General features: G+C 47.6%; 10 protein-coding genes. 9 read left to right on the top strand and 1 reads right to left on the bottom strand.

The window, feature by feature from the left end; all coding sequences use genetic code 11:
• Positions 1–234 precede the first annotated feature (234 nt).
• Both JGK14_RS30220 and JGK14_RS30215 read left to right on the top strand, forming a co-directional pair.
• Positions 235–1320 (top strand): glycosyltransferase family 4 protein, encoded by a 1086-nt coding sequence (locus JGK14_RS30220; protein WP_293216426.1) that lies wholly within the window; start codon positions 235–237, stop codon positions 1318–1320.
• Between the two features lie 675 nt (positions 1321–1995).
• Positions 1996–4374: an amylo-alpha-1,6-glucosidase gene (locus JGK14_RS30215; RefSeq protein WP_293191489.1), complete on the top strand. Its 2379-nt coding sequence runs from the start codon at positions 1996–1998 to the stop codon at positions 4372–4374.
• A 263-nt stretch (positions 4375–4637) separates the two neighbouring features.
• Here JGK14_RS30215 and JGK14_RS30210 read toward each other — a convergent pair whose 3' ends face one another.
• Positions 4638–4814 carry a hypothetical protein gene (locus tag JGK14_RS30210; protein WP_293324378.1) on the bottom strand — a complete coding sequence of 59 codons (177 nt, stop codon included), beginning with the start codon at positions 4812–4814 and terminating at the stop codon, positions 4638–4640.
• Between the two features lie 106 nt (positions 4815–4920).
• Between JGK14_RS30210 and JGK14_RS30205 the strand changes: the two genes are divergently transcribed.
• The 7 genes from JGK14_RS30205 (at position 4921) to JGK14_RS30175 (ending at position 17070) form a co-directional block, all read left to right on the top strand.
• Positions 4921–5301: a response regulator transcription factor gene (locus JGK14_RS30205; RefSeq protein ID WP_325315849.1), complete on the top strand. Its 381-nt coding sequence runs from the start codon at positions 4921–4923 to the stop codon at positions 5299–5301.
• Positions 5302–5699: 398 nt separating this feature from the next.
• A complete protein-coding gene (locus JGK14_RS30200) occupies positions 5700–6200 on the top strand; it encodes a chemotaxis protein CheW (protein WP_293142860.1) in 501 nt (166 codons plus the stop codon).
• 205 nt (positions 6201–6405) lie between these two features.
• On the top strand, positions 6406–12597 hold the full coding sequence (locus JGK14_RS30195) for a PAS domain S-box protein (protein WP_325315848.1): 6192 nt from the start codon (positions 6406–6408) through the stop codon (positions 12595–12597).
• 193 nt (positions 12598–12790) lie between these two features.
• The gene (locus JGK14_RS30190; protein ID WP_293175159.1) at positions 12791–13084 is read left to right on the top strand and encodes a type II toxin-antitoxin system RelE family toxin; all 294 of its coding nucleotides are present in this window, start codon (positions 12791–12793) and stop codon (positions 13082–13084) included.
• Complete coding sequence (locus JGK14_RS30185; RefSeq protein WP_293277120.1) at positions 13081–13398, top strand: hypothetical protein; 318 nt, start codon at positions 13081–13083, stop codon at positions 13396–13398. The genes JGK14_RS30190 and JGK14_RS30185 overlap by 4 nt, the downstream gene beginning before the upstream one ends.
• A 234-nt stretch (positions 13399–13632) precedes the next feature.
• Positions 13633–16452, top strand: coding sequence for a hybrid sensor histidine kinase/response regulator (locus JGK14_RS30180; RefSeq protein ID WP_293191482.1), 2820 nt, complete (start codon positions 13633–13635; stop codon positions 16450–16452).
• 141 nt (positions 16453–16593) lie between these two features.
• Positions 16594–17070 (top strand): chemotaxis protein CheW, encoded by a 477-nt coding sequence (locus JGK14_RS30175; protein WP_325315847.1) that lies wholly within the window; start codon positions 16594–16596, stop codon positions 17068–17070.
• Positions 17071–17155 lie beyond the last annotated feature (85 nt).

Genomic DNA, 17155 nt, shown 5'->3' with positions numbered 1-17155 from the left:
CATCCTCGGACTTCCAGGTAGAGGTCGCACTCAACTGTCAATTGTCAACTGTCAACTGTCAACTGAAATCACAATCTCCCTCTCAAGTAGCATAGACTAAATTTGTAAATTGTTATTAAATTTAGTTGTGCGCGAGAGTAACTTAAAAGTTAAGAGAAGTTGCTAACACTACCTAGTGTAACAATCCTCAATCGCGTAGGAAATTTTACAGTAAATAAAATTAGAAGGTTTGTGATGAGAATTGCCCAAATTGCCCCCCTGTTCGAGCGAGTTCCGCCCCCAGCTTACGGAGGAATTGAACTGGTGGTCAGCCTCTTGACCGAAGAATTAGTCAGAAGGGGACATGAAGTCACCTTATTTGCCTCCGGCGATTCAATTACTTCTGCTACTTTAGAATCAGTTCACCCCAGAGCGCTGCGTCTCGATCCCACCGTTAAAGAATACGGCATTTACGATATGATGCAACTGAGCAAAGTATATGGAAAAGCCGGAGAATTTGATATCATTCATTCCCACGTAGGCTGCACAGCTTTGTCTTACTCGCACTTAGTAAAAACGCCCACAGTTCACACCCTCCACGGCATTTTTACCCCAGACAACGAGAAGATGTTTAGCTTGGCCCGCACTCAGCCCTATCTAAGTATTTCTAACTCTCAGCGGGAAGATAGATTAAATCTCAACTGCGTCGCCACAGTTTATAACGGCATCGATCCGACCACCTACGAATTTTACCAGCAGCCGGACAATCCTGCTTATTTAGCTTTTCTAGGTCGAATTTCACCAGAAAAAGGGGCTCATTTAGCCATAGAAATTGCTAAGGCCTCCGGCTGGCATTTAAAGATGGCTGGAAAAGTTGATGTTGTCGATCGCGAATATTTCGAGCAAGAAATCAAGCCGCACATTGACGGCAGGCAAATAGAATATTTAGGCGAAGCCAACCACGCCCAAAAAAGCGTGCTGATGGGCGGTGCAGTCGCCACATTATTTCCGATTACTTGGCGCGAACCTTTCGGGTTAGTCATGATTGAGTCCATGGTAACGGGAACGCCCGTAATTGCCATGAAATTAGGCTCGACTTCCGAAGTTATTGTTCACGAAAAAACGGGTTTTCTGTGCGAAAGCGTGGCAGAATGTATCGCCGCCATCGAGCCGGCCCGAGAACTCGATCGCAGCGCTTGTCGCCAACACGCGATCGATCGCTTCAGCGTTAAAACAATGGTCGATGGCTATGAAGCAGTTTACCGACAAATTTTAAAAGAGCGATTTTCTCAAAACGGTCACGCGCATCATTTGACAGAATTAGAACTGCACGGCAGATAGCTGGGCGATGACAAATTAAACGCAAGGCAGGTTTAGTTATCGAAAATTTACTTACCACATTCAATCAACCGGGTTATTTTATGGAAACACCCGGTTTTTACCTGAGTTTAATTAATTGTCATTTTAGTTGTCGTAAAACAGGCTCGAACTTTCAGTAGAAGATTCTCAGCAGCAAGAGGAAGAAGGACACGGCATTGCCATGTCCCTAATGTATTTCAGAAGATTAGATAATATTACAAAAGTTTTTTTAATTAATTTTTTGGGACGGGCTAGAAGCCCATCCCACAAGAAAAAAATGTGGGATGGGCTTCTAGCCCGTCCTAGCTATTTTGGGGACGGGCTAGAAGCCCATCCCACAAGAAAAAAATGTGGGATGGGCTTCTAGCCCGTCCTAGCTATTTTTGCAATAAGTCTATTAAAAACTGCTGTATTAGTTGGTCGATATCATGCTGATTTTTTACCGAGCACTTCACTTTTTAGTCCGGATTTAAGAAAAATGAAATTTATTTTAGGAAGTCAACTATTTGCTGGCATCAGTTGAAAAAAAATGGTATGATGCTAATAGTGAAGCATTACATCAGGGTGCTTCGTGTCAAAATTTAATGCCAAAAAGTCAAGAGTCAAAAGCTCAAGAAAATTAAACTTTTGAAAGCTGGGAATCCACTTTTTGTAAAAATGACCGATACCTATGAAATAGAAGGAAAAACATTTGTCGCTGCTGCGGAGTTACCCGTAACCGAGTGGCCTTGCGCGATCGCCGATCGACCTCAACCAACACTCACCCTCAAAGACGATGATTTATTCCTGATTACTGACACCCTCGGCAACATCTCAGGCTGCTTAGAAGACGACAACGTGTCTAGCTTTGGGTTGTTTTGCCACGACACGCGCTTCCTCAGCCGCCTAGAATTGCAAATAGAAGGGCGATCGCCAATTTTGCTCAGCAGCAACGCCGAAAAAGGCTACCTGCAAACAGTTTTGTGCTCAAATCCCCGCATTGACGATCGCATCCAGGCAGAAACCATCGGCATCAGGCGAGAAATGGTGCTCAACGGCGGTTTATTTGAAGAAATAGAAATCACCAACTTCACCACAAAACCAGTCAGCTTTGAAATAAGTCTCAGCTTCAGCTCAGATTTCTTAGACTTATTTGAAGTCCGGGGTTACGGCCGCTCCCAGCGCGGGAAACTCCTGCGCCTGATGCCCCAAAAAACCGACGGAGCATCCCCCAGCGAATTTGCAGACAAAGCAGCTTTTCCTGACGCTGCAAACGGCAATAGCCACGGTGAAAATCCGGCAGTAGAAAACCCAAATGTGCCAATTCAAGAATCAGCAAAAAACTCGATCGGCGATCGAGCGATCGCCCCATATCCTTTCTGCGATCTTCAACAAGATTTAACCCTTGCCTACCAAGGTTTAGACGGCTTAGTAATGGAATCTCGGATCGAGTTTTACAACCAGCCACCATCACTGTTTCAGGGGAATACAGCAGTATGGCGCATCTCCCTAAAATCCCACGAAGCAATCAAATTGGGATATCGGCTCAAAATGCTGATCGACGGCAAATCGATCTCCCAAGTTACCACTCCCGTAAACCTAGTTCAAGCCAAAGCAGCGGAACTTTTAGAAGAGCGAGAATGGCTGACCGAAATTACCAGAATTAAGTCAGATAAAAACACCTTTAATCGACTCCTAAAACGCGCCGAACAAGACATTTATTCCCTACGACAAACCTTTGGCAAAGGCAAAGCAATTTCAGCCGGAGTTCCCTGGTTCTCGACATTATTCGGGCGCGACTCCATCATCGCCGCTGCTCAAATCTTAATTCTCGATCCAAGTTTAGCCAGACAAACTCTGACAACCTTAGCTCACTATCAAGGCAAAACCGACGACGATTGGCGCGACGAAGAACCGGGCAAAATACTGCATGAAATTCGCATGGGAGAAATGGCTCGCTGCAACGAAATTCCCCACACTCCCTATTACGGAACAGTCGATGCTACGCCTTTGTGGTTGATGCTTTACGCTGAATATTACGCCTGGACATACGACAGCCAAACTTTAGATCTTTTGTGGCCAAATGCTTTGGCAGCGATGGAATGGATCGATCGCAAATGTGCCGCCACAGGCTACCTCAGCTATTACAAAAAATCCCAGCGCGGCTTAGCAAATCAAGGCTGGAAAGACTCGGGAGATTGCATCGTCAACCGATCGGGCGTCATTGCAGAAGGAGCGATCGCCCTTTGCGAAGTCCAAGCCTACGTTTACGCTGCCAAAACCAGGCTGGCAGAGATTGCCCGCATCAAGAAACGCATCGATTTATGCGATCGCTGGCTAGAAGAAGCAAAAGACCTAAAAACCCGATTCAACCGCGATTTTTGGATCGAAGATTTAGATTATTGCGCCCTAGCATTAGACGGCCAAGGCAAACCTGTAGACAGCATTTCATCAAATCCGGGACACTGTTTGCACCTCGGCATTTTGTCGCGAGAAAAAGCTCGCAGCGTAGCTGAAAGATTGCAAGCCCTAGATATGTTTAGCGGTTGGGGAATTCGCACCCTATCCTCCTTATCTCCCGCCTACAATCCCATAGGCTACCACACAGGCTCAGTCTGGCCGCACGACAACGCTTTGACAGCTATGGGATTGCGATCGCTCGGCCGAGTCGAACAAGCCCTAGAAGTAGCTCAAGGCTTATTTGACATGACTTTGCTGCAACCCTACGAGCGTCCCCCCGAACTTTTTTGCGGCTACGAGCGCAACAGCCAGAGCGATCGCCCCGTGCAGTATCCTGTAGCTTGCTCGCCCCAAGCTTGGGCAACTGGCAGCATTTTTCAACTGTTGCAAATGATGTTAAATTTAGTTCCCGATGCCCCTAACAACCAACTGCGAATTATCGATCCAGCCTTACCAGAATCGATTAATAAGTTGTCGCTAAACAACTTAAGGATAGGCTCAACTTTGCTAGATTTGGAATTTGAGAGATCTGGTTCCTCAACCGCTTGTCGGGTGATGAAAAAACGCGGCAATTTGCGAGTAATTATCGAAGCTTAAATGCGGCTAAGGATCGCAAATTAAATAACTTACAATTTTAATTGTTATTGTGGGGTGGGCGGGAGAGCCCGCCCTTTTTGGACGGGCTCTCCCGCCCACCCCACAAACTTGTGTAAGTTATTTAATTCTCATTCTTAAGTGGGAATTGGGAATTCCCAATTCCCTTGATTCGCGACACGGAAGTCACGGAGGCAGGGATAGCTTTTTTTCTCTTCCGACTTCATCGGACTTCTTCTTTCTGGCTTATTCTGGCTTATTCTGGCTTATTCTTCCCTCTTTCTTGTTCCTTCTTCCCTCTTCCCTCTTCCTTCTTCCCTCTTCCTTCTTCCCTCTTCCTTCTTCCCTCTTCCTTCTTCCCTCTTCCTTCTTCCTTCTTCCTTCTTCGCTGAGGCTATGTAACCGGCTATATTGTATTTAGAAGTGCATTGATTTGTTTGCAAAATGGCGCAATCAAATAACCGTAGTGAAGCGGGGCGAAAGCCATCACCCCAGCAGCTTCTGGAGCGAGATTATCCGCCGTGAACAATAGTAAGGAAGTGTGAAATTATGTCAAAAATTTTAGTAGTGGACGATGTTCCCAGCGAACTGGAAATCATCTGTCGCATTCTTCAAGATGCCGGAATGCAGGTGATCCGGGCTGGTGACGGCGAAGAAGCGATCGCGCTGATCCGAGAAGTGCCGCCGGATCTCGTGGTGTTAGACGTAGTGATGCCACGAATGAACGGATTTGAAGTGATCAGAGAATTGCGGGGCGATCGCGCCACTGCACACTTGCCAGTAGTATTTTGTACTCATAAAAACACCGATATCGATAAAGCTTGGGGAACCGATTTAGGCGCCGATGCTTACGTCAGCAAACCATTTGAGCCTCAGCAACTCGTCAACATCGTGCAGCGAAGTTTAAGGAGATGCCAATCAACCCCATAATTCAAAGTTTGACCTAAACTTGAGCAAACTTTTAAGGATAACATATATTTTTTTTGCAAGAGGTCTAATATAGCCGTTCTCCTAATAGTGAGGTAATTGGCAATAGGTAATTGGTAATCGCGCTTGACCTCACTCACACTCTTTTGTGCTATATCAAGTGTTCAGTAGCATTCACCAAATATCATAGCGAGAAACCCAGTTTTTTTTTCAACAAACATGGTTTCTAAATTCCTTAAAAGTGGTAGATATATTAGAGAAATCATTCCAGTTGCCCAGCCCGCTATTTATTTAACCATTTGATCCTGTAAAACCGATCCAGATAAACTCTCGGAGCGATCGGCTTTCCTAGCAAAGCAAATTCCTCATTTGTAAGATACACTAGAAACAAAAAATCAGGAATGAAAACAACTGCTACCCAGGCGGCGGGGAATCAGACAACTGGAACAAAGCAATTTCTCCTTTTCGGTCAAGGAGGCAGTCTCTTTGGCGTAGAGTTAGAAGCAGTGCGGGAAGTTCTTTCCCTCAACGAACAACCGATTTCCCCGGTTCCTAACACCCTGCCATTTTTGTTGGGATTAACCAACTTGCGGGGCGAAATCCTAGCAGCAGCAGACTTCGGACGGTTTGCTGGGCTCGATCCGGTTGACACCCACCACCCAAGCAGCCGCATCTTAGTGGTGGAAGCGCCCGATCCGCGAGATGTGAGATTGTCGAAAATGCGGATGGGCTTGGCTGTCTCCCGTGTCGAAGGAGTTTTGTCTCTAAATCCCGATCGCACTGTCTCAGCAGTAGATGTCAGTCCCGACTTAGCTCCCTTCTTAAAAGGTTTGTACAATTCTGAAGGACGCTTGCTAATGATAGTCGATGTCGAAGCGATCGCTCATTCCGAACGCTGGTAATTAAACAGTTGACAGTTGACAGTTGACAGTTGACAGTTGGCAGTTGACAGTTGACAGTTGGCAGTTGGCAGTTGACAGTTGACAGTTGACAGTTGACAGTGAGGTTTTTAGGCAGTTGACAATTGACAAAGGAAGAATATGGAGTCAATCTAAAATCTAAAATCTAAAATCGATCGCCTTTAATTTACCAATTCTTAATTTTATCATGAATTTTATCTATAGTTCGATCGCCACGACATTCACCCTGACATTACCTGACTTTTCTATTTCGCTGGTAGCTGGGATTGCCAATTGTATTATTTGTTTCTGTTACTTTGCGATCGCCTCGCTAATCAGCTTAGGTTTGTGGCGAAACCGTCAATTCGGGTTCGACATCTTCGCCACAGTCACAGCAGCCATATTTTGGAGCTGCGCTTTCGGCCACAGCGGCCACGCAGCCGAATACCTGGGATTGCCGCACTCCCATGTGGCACAAACTGTATCGGATTGGATAACTGTCATTCCGGCGATCGCCTTTTTGAGTCTGTCCAACCGCTACCAATTCTTAGTAGGTTCCACCCAAATTCTTACCTCCAAAAAAGCAACAGAACAAGCCCTCAGCGAAACAACCCAGCGATTTCAGGCAATCTTCGACCAAGCTTTTCAACTAATCGCATTATTGAACCCAGACGGCACTCTGATCGAAGCAAATCAGACAGCATTAGAATTGGGCGATTTGGAACCATCAGAAGTGCTGGGGCTAAAATTTTGGCACACACCTTGGTGGGCATCATCCCCAACCAACCAGCAGCGCCTCAAAACCAACATTAAACAAGTCTCGGCAGGCAAGTTTGTACGGGAAGAATACGAAATCACCGGAGCCAACAACCAGGTGACAGTAATTGACATATCATTTAAGCCCCTGTTAAATGAAACAGGAGAAGTATTTCAAATTCTCGCGGAAGGCCGCGACATAACAGCGCGCAAACAGACAGAAGCCAAATTGCAGCAGCTAACCGCAGAACTAGAGCAGCGAGTCAATGACAGAACCGAGCAGATTCAGCAAACCAACGCACTATTGCAACAGGAAGTTCGCGATCGCACCGCTGTTCAAGAGCAATTAAAAGCCTCTGAACAATTTTTAAACAACATCATCAACACCATCCCTGACCCGATTTATGTCAAAGACGAACAGCACCGCTGGCTAGCATTAAATGATGCCTTTTGTCAATACATCGGTCGCAGCAGATCGGAACTAATTGGCAAAGCTTACCGCGACTTCTTGCCCAAAGAACAAGCAGACATATATGAAGAAAAAAACCAATTAGTTTTCTGGGCAAACACCAGCAGCGAAACCCAAGAAACCATTACTGAACCGGACGGAAATACCCGTTTTCTGTCGGTCAAAAAATCTACCTTTGTAGATGCCGGCGGCAGCAAAGTCCTCGTTTGCGCCATTAGAGAAATCACCAACCGGGTGCGTATGGAAGAACAACTGCGGGAGACACTCGCCGAGGCTGAAAGCTCCCAAAACTTGCTGCGAACAGTTATTGACGCTACCCCAGACTTGATCTTCGTCAAAGATCGAAACTTCCGCTACAGCCTAGTCAACGCAGGTTTCGCCGCCGCCTTCGGCAAAACCCAAGCAGAAATGCTAGGCAAAGATGACCTAGAACTCAACGTACCCACAGAGCAAATATTCGGCAACTTCCATACCCAAACAGATCCTCAAAGACAAGTTAAAGGCTGGCGCGCTGATGACACAGCCGTACTCAACGGTCAGGAAGTCCATAACCCCAACGACATTGCCTCCTTAGCAGACGGCAAAGTACACATCTTCGACACCCAAAAATCGCCCCTCAAAGACGCAGAAGGCAAGATTCTAGGCGTTCTCGGCTTCTCGCGCGACATCACACAACGGCGCGAATCCGAACAAGAACTATTGCGGCTCAAAGCAATCTTAGAAACCACCACCGACTGGGTAGGCATGGCAGACTCCCAACAGCGCAGCATCTATCTCAACCGCGCAGCCAGAGAAATGTTGAGAGTTGGCAAGGACTCAGATTTAGCCGGAATTAGTATTTCTGACGTAACATCGCCCAAAAGTATGGACACTCTGATGGAAGTTGGTATCCCCGCAGCTTGCCGGGACGGGGTGTGGAGCGGCGAGACAATTTGGCAGACTTTAGACGGCGAAGAAATACCCGTTTCCCAAGTAATTATTGCCCACAAATCCCAGAGCGGAGAAGTTGAATTTATGTCAACGATCGCCCGCAACATTACAGAACGCAAGCGCACCGAACAAGCCTTGCAGCAGAACTTGCAAATGCTCGACCTTGCCAGCGATGCTTTGATTGTTCGAGACATTGACGGCACGATTAATTATTGGAACCAAGGCGCCCAGAGAATGTACGGCTTCACGAAACAAGAAGCTTTGGGTCAACTGACCCACACTCTTTTTCACACCATGTTTCCCCAGCCTTTAGAAATAATATCGGCACAGTTAGCAGAGCGGGATTATTGGGAAGGAGAACTGATTCACACCACGAAGTACCACACCAAAATTACCGTATTCAGCCGCTGGAATTTGCAGCGAGACGAACAGGGAAAACCCAAAGCAATTTTAGAAACCAACAACGACATTACAGGGCGCAAGCAATCCGAAATCGAAAATCAAAGATTGAGATCGATCGTCGAAAGTAGCTCGGATTTTATCGGGATGGCAACAATGGAGGGAGAGCCATTTTACCTGAACTCCGCTGGCATTAAGCTAGTGGGACTCAACTCTCCCGAAGAACTCAAAACTAAGAATACGGGGGAATTCTTTTTTCCAGAAGACCTCCAGCAATTCACAGCAGAAATTATGCCGTGCGTCATGGAGACTGGCTCTTGGCGGGGCGAGTTTCGGTTGAAGCACTTTCGCACCGGCGATCGCATTCCCGTTGACTACAGCGTATTTACAGTCAAACACCCAGAAACAGGAGAGCCGATGGGGTTGGCAACAGTTACCCGCGACATCAGCGATCGCAAACGGGCAGAAGAAATGCTGCGCGATCGCGAAAGACTGTTCCGAGCCATTTTCGACCAATCGTTACAATTCATGGGGCTGCTAGAGCCAGACGGTACTGTTTTGGAAATCAACCAAACAGCCCTCCTTGCCGCTGAGGTGGGGATTGAAGAGGTAGTAGGCAAGCCGTTTTGGGAAACCCCGTGGTGGCAGATTTCCCCAGAAGTCAAGCAACAGGTACGAGAAGCTGTCGCCAAAGCCGCCGCCGGCGAGGTAGTTCGCTACGAAGCGGAAGTCCTACTTACCGGGGGTTTCCTCGCAACCCTTGACTTCTCCCTCAAACCCATCAAAGACGAGAGCGACAAAGTCGTGCTATTAATTCCAGAAGGCCGCGATCTGAGCGATCGCAAAGCCCTAGAACGAGAGCTTTCTTTGCGTCAAGCTCGCTTTGATGCCTTTTTCGCCGCAGCACCAGCGGGAATGTTCATCACCGACGACCAACTGCGGTTCGTGCAGTTCAACGAAAAGCTTGCCGAACTTGGAGGTCAGCCGGCTTCAGCATACATCGGCAAAACCCTATGGGAAGCCGAACCGGAAATGGCACCGGTTCTCGGCCCGCTGTACCAGCAGGTTTTGAGTACCAACGAAGCGATTTTAAACATTGAACTCTCCCACGCCACCACCGCGCAGCCCGATGTGGTGCGGGATTGGCTGTCTTCTTACTTTCCTTTGCCGGGAGAGGACGGCAAACCCATTGGTATCGGTGCTTTCGTTCTGGAAGTGACCGATCGCAAAGCCCTAGAACGAGAATTAGTTTTGCGTCAATCCCGCTTTGACGCATTTTTCGCAGCGTCCCCAGCCTCAATGTTTATTTTTGACGACAAGTTGCGGTTCGTGCAAGTCAACGAAAGTTTGGCAGAAACTACAGGGCCCTCAGTTGCCGAGCACCTAGGCAAAACCGTCACAGAAGTGATACCGGAAATGGTCGATACTCTACAGCCGATTTTGCAGGGGGTTTTGGCAAACAACCAGCCGCTTTTAAATATTGAGGTTGCAGGTACAACCGTCAATCAACCGGGCGTAATCCGAGATTGGCTGGCTTCTTACTTTCCTTTGGCCGGAGAGGACGGGAAACCGATCGGTGTTGGCGGTGTGGCGATCGAAATTACCGATCGCAAAAAAGCCGAAGCAGAGCGCGATCGATTTTTCACCCTGTCCCTAGACTTGCTTTGCATTGCCGATTTTGAAGGCAAATTCAAGCGTCTCAATCCCGCTTGGGCAAAAACCCTCGGCTACACAGTAGAAGAACTCCAAAACCAATCTTTTATCGATTTTGTCCATGCCGAAGACGTGGAAAAAACCTTGGCAGAAACGGCAAAAGTAGCCGGCGGTGCCGAAACAATATCTTTTGAAAATCGCTACCGCTGCAAAGACGGTTCCTACAAATGGCTGTCCTGGAAATCGCGACCGCTAATAGAAGAAAAGATCATGTATGCAGTCGCGCGCGACATTACCGAAAGCAAACAAACAATTAGTCAACTGCAAGAAACAACAGCCCAATTAGCCCGTTCTGAAGAGGAATTTAGAGGGCAAAGCAATCTCTTGCAACTGCTAATTAACAGCATTAGCGACGGCGTGGTTGCTGCCGATGCCAATGGCAATTTTGTGTTGTTCAACCCCGCCGCTACAAATATGTTTGGCTCGGGTTCCACAGATGCTCTCCCCAACGAGTGGGCGGCAAAATACGGTGTATTTTTGCCCGATACCGTCACTCCCTATCCCACAGCCGACATCCCTTTAGTACGCACGCTTCGAGGAGAATCCGTTGACGATGTAGATATTTTCACCCGCCACGCAGCCCAGCCTGAGGGCCTGTGGGTCAAAATTAACGGCCGGCCGCTCAAAGACGAAACAGGAGCAATTAAAGGTGGTGTAGTCGTTTGTCGCAACGTCACCCAGGAAAAAGCATCGCAGCAGCAGATGCAGCAGTTGGCCGAGGCACAGGAACGCTTGCTGCAAGAACTCAAAACGCGGCAAAATGCCCTCGATGAAGCTGCGATCGTCAGCGAAACTGACCTCAAAGGCATAATTACCTACGTTAACGAAAGATTCACCCAAATATCCGGTTTCAGCATGGGAGAACTGCTGCACCGCGACCACCGCATTGTCAATTCTGGCTACCATCCCAAAGCATTTTTTTCCGAAATGTGGCTGACAATTTCTCGCGGTTTGGTGTGGAAAGGGGAAATCAAAAATCGGCGCAAAGATGGCTCGTTTTATTGGGTAGATTCCACGATCGCCCCCATCTTCGATACTAGCGGTACCATAGTCAAATATATCGCCATCCGCTTTGACATTACCGAGCGCAAAGAGGCAGAGGAAGGACTGGAAAAATTTGCAGCCGAACGCAAAGCTGAAGCCGATTCGATGACGCAGCAAGTCCTCAAACTGTTGGGAGAAATTAAAGGCGCAGCTCAAGGGGATTTGACAGTCAGGGCGGAAGTAACGAATGACGTTTTAGGTGCTGTCGCCGACTCTTTTAACTTTTTAATTGGTTCTCTGCGGAAGGTGGTAACGGGAATTCAAACTTTAGCCGAACAGGTAACATCTGCCACTGGCGAGTCAATTAACAATACCAGCGAACTCACTCAACAGGCGGAAGTTCAAGCAGAAAAAATATCTGCAATCATGCGGGAAATCGAGCGAATCGTGAATTCGATCCGCGACGTGCGAGATGTTTCGGTGCGCGCCGAAACCGTTGCTCAGCAGTCTTCTCACACCGCAGAAGTCGGCGGTATGGCGGTCGATCGCGCTGTCGAAGGCATTAACGAGCTCCGATTGACGATCGCCTCTACCTCAAAAATGATGAAGCGTTTGGGCGAATCTTCGCAACAAATCGGCAAAATTGTCACTTCGATTTCTCAGCTTGCTTCCCAAACCAATTTGTTAGCTCTCAATGCTACGATTGAAGCAGCCAGAGCCGGCGAACAAGGTTTAGGTTTTGCGGTTGTCGCCGAAGAGGTGCGGAAGCTTGCAGAGCGATCGGCCGGCGCGACTGAGGAAATATCGGAAATTGTGGGTACAATTCAAGAAGAAATCAGCCGCGTGATGAAGGCAATGGAATCGGGAACACTGGAGGTAGTGGAAGGTACTAAGCTAGCAAGCGAAGCTAAAACTCACCTGAATGCCATCATCGAAGTTAGTCGAGAAATGAATGCTTTGGTGCAGAATATTACTCGCGCTTCGGCTAAACAAACTGTTTCGGCTGAGGAGATTTCTAACAGTATGCAGCAAGTCAATGAGATTGCAAATACAACTGCCCAAAAAGGTTCCGATGTCAAAGCATCGCTTGATGATTTATCCGGTTCTGTCAGCAAATTGCAAAAGTCGGTGGCTAATTTCCGCAGTTAGTTATTAGTCAAAGGTTTGTAGTGAGGACTTTAGTCCTTCTATGGATGCGGACTAAAGTCCTCACTACAAACCAATCTTATTAGGGTCATCCTTTTCGGAGATGATATTAAGAGGCTCCCCTTAAGAAGTCACAGTGTGCGATGATGAATGCTAGCATAGATCGGTATTTGGAATATTTTAAGGTGCAGCTATCGTGTTTGAAATCGAGTTTACAGACCAAGCAATTGAGGATTTGCAGTGGTTTAAAAAACACGAACAGAATGTAATTGTTGACGGTATTGAAGCTAACCTTTGTTATGAACCCACTACGGAGACGCGCAACCGGAAACCCCTGCGTCCAAACAATACAGCAGAATGGGAATTGAGAGTGGGGCTATATCGCGTTTTGTACAACGTTGAGCAGCAAGTTAAAATTGTCAGTATAGAGCGCATCGCTGGCAAGCCTGGGAATAAATACATATTTCAAGGGGAAGAGGAAGAACTATGATGAACTGGGATTATCGAGTATTTTTTGAGGATGGCGGGTACACAATTCGCACGGTGTATTATGACGATACGGGTGCGATCGCAGCCTGCTCGGAAAAAGAAACTGCACCTTATGGAGAATCATTGGCAGAACTTCAAGCAGAATTAAACCAACTCCTGGCTGCTCTAAAAAAGCCAGTTATTTCTGCTGACGATGTGCCGGCTCCAAGCGATCGTCCGAAGGCAAAAAGAGGAAAATCATTGCAAGCAGTGCGGCAACAACTTGGCTTGCAATCGGAAATAACGAAAGAAAGTTCGTTGAGTTCAAAGGATTAATAAAAAACCGAGGTTATCGGTAATAGTTCAAAAGTACTGGGCACCGATATTCATATTTATAGCAACCGCCACATCCGGCGCTCACATAAATAACCTGATGAATAGAGCTTAGAACCCTATAGCATAAACGGTTTGATTCCCGTACCTTGTAACTGTCAACTGTCAACCATTCGACTACGCTCACGGCAAGCTCTCAACTGTCAACTGTCAACTGTCAACTGTCAACTGCTATATATGGATGATGATGATTTAAACGAATTAATAGATGCTTTTACCGCAGAAACGCAAGAGTTTCTCCAATCAATGGAAACTCACCTGCTGGCGATGGAAGGCGCAGATTTGAAAGGGCGACAAGCGGGTGTTAAAGAAATGTTTCGGGCCGCTCACTCGATTAAAGGTGCGGGTTCGATGTTGGGCTTTCAAGACGTGTCGGCGGCGGCTCACACGCTGGAGGACTGTTTTGTCATTTTGCGCGATCGCACGGACTTGTCGGCCCTGGAACCGGTCACTATAACTGTTTTGCTGCAAGGGGTGGATGCTCTCAAAAAGATAGCGGCCGAAGCAATTCACCACTCGGATGTCAGCACTCCCGATCAAAGGTCAAACCTGGAGGCGATCGCCCAAATTCATGCCCAGTTCGAGGCAAAGTACGGCAAGCCGGGGCCGCCGCCAGTCCCCGCAGCCAGTCGATCGGCAGCCCCGGAAACCCTGAAACTGATTTTTGAACACGAATTGCCGCCAATCTTCAATCGCCTAGAAACTGAGCTTTCCCAAGCTTCGGAGGCAGATTTGCCAAAAAGCGTCACCGCCCTCAACCAGGTTTATTACCAACTCTCCGGCTTGGCTGGAATGCTGCAATTGCCGGATTTTGGGAAAGTCGCTGAACCCCTCAGAGATTTGATCGACTCTCCAGATTTGACTTTACAGCGGTTGCAGTCCGAGGGTTGGGCGATCGCCCAGTCGTTGCAAACCGCACGCCAGCAGCTATTAGACGGAAGGGCGATCCTCTTCGAGGGCTGCGCTAACGAACTCCCCCAAATCTCCCCCCCACCCCCAAACGAATCACAAACATCCGAAACCTCCCCCCCTCTCCCCCTCTCCCCCTCTCCCCTCTCTCCCTCTCCCCCTCTCCCCAATCCCCAAAGACCGACAATCCGCGTAGACTTAGAACGGTTAACAGAATTGGTGAATCTAGTCGGAGAATTAGTGATCAACCGTACAAATTTGGAACTTCAAGAATCCGAATTGCGCGGCGAAGTCAAGCGAATTCGCCGCAGTATCGTAGATTTAAATCAATTCGGCGGCCAGTTGCGCGAAGAATACGACAGACTGAGTTTTGCAGACTGGAGAGGAGGAAACGGCAATTCGGGATTAGGAAAACTTGCAGGATATGAAACAGAATTTCCACTGATTGTTAACGACAAATCCTCGATCGACCATTCTCACTTCGATATCTTAGAGATGGATCGTTATACAGAGTTCCACTCAACCGCCGCAGAAGTCATCGAAACCGCCGAAGCAATTTCTCAATCCGCCACCAAATTAGACACCTTAGCAATGAAATTCGAGCGCAGTACCGACCAACTGCGCCGCATCACCGAACAACTTCGCAGCCGCGTCATGCAGTTGCGAGTCGTGAGTTTCAGTCGCGCCGTAGACCACTTACCGAGGGCGCTTCGGGATATGTGCCTCACCTACGATAAAGATGTCAACCTGCTGTTAGTAGGAAGGGATACCAAAATTGACGAAAGTTTGCTCGACGCTTTGCGCGATCCCTTGGTACATTTAGTAAGAAACGCTTTTGACCACGGCATCGAAATGCCCGAAGTTCGGCAAGCAATTGGCAAACCCGCCAGCGGTCAAATTGAAATCGAAGCCCGCCACCAAGGCGGCCAAACTATTATTACTGTCGCCGATGACGGTAAAGGTATTGACCCGGAAATCATTCGCCGCAAAATAGTTAAAAAGGGTTTAGCGACGGAAGAACAAGCCCAAGAATTTTCGATTGCCGAACTCTATGATTTTCTATTTTGGCCGGGTTTCAGCACTGCCGAGGAAGTGAGCGATCTTTCCGGGCGAGGAGTCGGACTCGACGTGGTGCGAACAAATTTGCGGACTGTGCGGGGGACTGTGAAGGTGGACTCTCGCCTCGGAAAAGGTACGAGTTTTATCATCAAACTGCCGCTGTTGCTGTCAATTACTGAGGCTTTGATGGTAAAGACCGATCGCAATAAAATAGCAGTACCGCTAGATGCAGTCGAGGAAATTCTGCATATTAAAGCTTCGGAAGTTCACACCGCCGGCAATCAGCCGATGTTGTGGTGGCGGGATGAATTTATTCGTTTGGTGCGACTGCAAGATTTGCTCGAATACAGCGTCGTCGGGCCCGATGGCCCCTCTCCAGACCCTTTGACTCAAGATCACATTCCCGTCTTGGTTTTGGCTTCTACCGAAGGAATGCTGGCGGTGGCCGTGGAACGCCTGATCGGCCAGCAGGAAATTGTGGTTAAACCTTTGCCGCCTCCTCTATCCAAGCCTCGCGGGGTTTTGGGGAGTACGATTTTGGGGGACGGTAAAGTTGTAACTATTTTGGATGTGGATGATTTGGTGGGTCAACCTTTATCCAATAGTTCGATCGCCCCTGTGTCTGGTAAAGTGCCACAAGTGGCGCCGACTTCGAGTCAGTCGCCCCAGATTTTGGTAGTGGACGATTCCTATACAATTCGGCAGTTGTTGTCTCTGATGCTGACTCGTGCCCGCTACCGCGTAGTTCAGGCTAAAGACGGCTTGGATGCCCTGGAAAAGCTGCAAAATGGTCTTGATTGCAGTTTGGCGATTGTCGATATTGAAATGCCCCGGATGGATGGATTTGAATTATTGCGCTCTATGCGATCGACCCAGCGGTTTGCTAAGATTCCCGTAGCCATGCTGACATCCCGCAGCGGCGAAAAACACCGACAAATGGCAATGGAATTAGGCGCCAATCAATATTTTACGAAACCTTACAGTGAATCTCAACTTTTAGAAGCAATACCAAAATTAATCAAACATTAAATAAAGGTACGTAGTTGCGCTTTAGCGCTCTTTCATATATATACAAAGAGCGCTGAAGCGCAACTACATACCTAGAAAAAAATACTATTTCCCAGCAGTGCCTGGTAACGAATAGATTCCCAATCTAAAATCTAAAATCGCATGACTCACACGAATTACAATCGCCGCTTTCGCAGCAAAAAACAAGGCGCTGTCAGAACTCCTCCTCGAAAACTTGTGTCCTTTGAACTGGGAAACGTTAATTATGCGGTTCCTATAGAAAAAGTGCAGCGCGTTGTCAAAGACTTTAATCCCTACGGTTTTTTAGATAGCGGTCAAAGTTTAGTTCGGCACCAAGAAGAACTAATTACCCTGATTAATTTATCTAAAATATTTCCTAGCAGTCGGAGTATTGCTGACTGCAACTACCTGATTGTTTGCAGCTTAAATAAAAGCGATCGCTTGGGAATTCCCATTCCTGAGATGCCGAAGATTTTGGAAATTGCCGAAGAAAGTTTCTGCGAAATTCCAGAGTTGTACCGCCAACAGCAACTACCTGCGGTAATAGAAAAGTTGATTCGCGCCCCCGACGGTTCCGAAGTTTTTTATCTGAATTTGGCTCTATTTAGGGCTTGCTGAATAATTGATTGCCAACCAAGAGCAGGAGCGATCAATATATTCAAGCTTGGTTAAAGATAAGTTTTTTCTGTATCGAGTCGCCCGA

The sequence above is a fragment of the Microcoleus sp. PH2017_28_MFU_U_A genome, from assembly GCF_020738035.1.
GTDB lineage: Bacteria > Cyanobacteriota > Cyanobacteriia > Cyanobacteriales > Microcoleaceae > Microcoleus.
Note: the sequence above shows the minus strand (reverse complement) of the source record. Positions and strands in the feature narration are given on the sequence as shown.